The organism is Ruegeria sp. G10 (assembly GCF_056533645.1).
The window spans coordinates 1-1,511 of record NZ_JBQFOQ010000030.1 but is presented as its reverse complement, the minus strand read 5'-3'; the positions used below and the strand labels follow the sequence as shown (position 1 = coordinate 1,511).

Annotated in this window: 1 protein-coding gene; it reads right to left on the bottom strand. The window is 55.0% G+C overall.

The window, feature by feature from the left end:
- Positions 1-74: 74 nt before the first annotated feature.
- Positions 75-1,426, bottom strand: a protein-coding gene (locus ACR0KM_RS20960) for an IS3 family transposase (RefSeq protein ID WP_480861795.1) whose coding sequence is annotated in 2 segments (ribosomal slippage) — positions 75-1,090 and positions 1,090-1,426 — 1,353 coding nt in all. Because the reading frame shifts where the segments join, the coding sequence is not laid out codon by codon here.
- Positions 1,427-1,511: the final 85 nt, after the last annotated feature.

Sequence of the window (1,511 nt, the reverse complement as noted above, 5' to 3'; positions counted from 1 at the left end):
TGTCCGTCGTCAGAGATTTTGGGACAGATGGCGCTCTGATCTAAGAGAGAGTGTGGCTCATCTGGTTAGATTGATTATGCGGCGGTTTTGCGGTGAAGCAAGCGCCGGGTTTCGATTGTCTTTTGTTTGATCCTTTCTCGTTGTTTTAGAATGGTCTGCCCGCGTCCGAAGTAGACATCGGCGGGCGTGAGGTTTTGCAGGCTCTCGTGATAACGCCGGTGATTGTAGTGATCGACGAAGGCGTCGATCTGCTGCTTGAGGTCGCCAGGCAGAAAGTAGTTTTCCAACAAGATGCGGTTCTTGAGAGTCTGGTGCCAGCGCTCGATCTTTCCCTGAGTTTGCGGATGGTATGGCGCCCCTCGAACATGATCGATTTCCTGATCTTCCAGCCATTCGGCAAGCTCACCAGAGATGTAGCTGGACCCGTTGTCGCTGAGCAGACGTGGCTTGTGCAGCACCGTTGCCTGATCACAGCCTGAGGCGTGCAAGGCGAGTTCCAGTGTGTCGGTCACATCCTCGGTCTTCATCGTCGTGCAAAGCTTCCAGGCGATGATGTAGCGGCTGTAATCGTCCAGGATCGTGCTGAGATAGAACCAGCCCCAGCCGATCACCTTGAGATAGGTAAAATCGGTCTGCCAGAGTTGGTTCGGTCGTGTTGTCTTGTCCTGGAACTCGTCGGCCGCCGATAGAACCACATAGGCCGGGCTGGTGATCAGGTCGTAGGATTTAAGGATGCGATAGACCGAAGCCTCTGACACAAAGTACTTTTCTGTGTCAGTGAAGCGAACAGCCAATTCACGCGGGGAAAGCTCACTTTCCTTCAGAGCCAGATCCTTGATCTTCTCGCGCACTGGCGTGGGAATGCGGTTCCAGACCCGTGACGGCGTGGGTCTACGATCTTCAAGCGCCTCGGGGCCGCCGACGAGATATCGGTCGTACCAGCGATAGAAGGTGGTCTTCGGAATGCCCAGCTTCTCCAAAGTGCGCTTGGTCGGCAGATGCGATTGCTCAACCAAGCGGATGATTTCCAGTTTTTCGGATGCGGGATATCTCATTCGTCGTCGTCCCCATCCGCGATCATGCTTTTTTTGAGCAACCGCAGTTCAAGAGCCTGTTCGGCAACCACCTCCTTCAGGTCACGGGCTTCCCGTCTCAGATCCTTCACTTCGGTGGAAGTTGCCGCGCGGGCCGTGTCGCCGGCCAGACGTTTCTTGCCGGCCTCCAGAAATTCCTTGGACCAGCTGTAATACAGGCTCTGCGCGATGCCCTCACGACGGCACAGCTCTGCAATGCTGTCCTCGCCTTTCAGGCCGTCCAGCACGATCCTGATCTTCTCTTCTGCTGAATATTGCTTGCGCGTCGCGCGGCGAATGTCCTTTACGACCTTCTCACCGTGGCTCTGCTTGCTTCCGGGTTTCTTTCTCATCTCCACTCCTTGGCGGTTACGATGAGCCAGAAACCCTCTCTTATCAAATCGACTTAAACTGTCCCATTGGTGCTGACGTCAGACA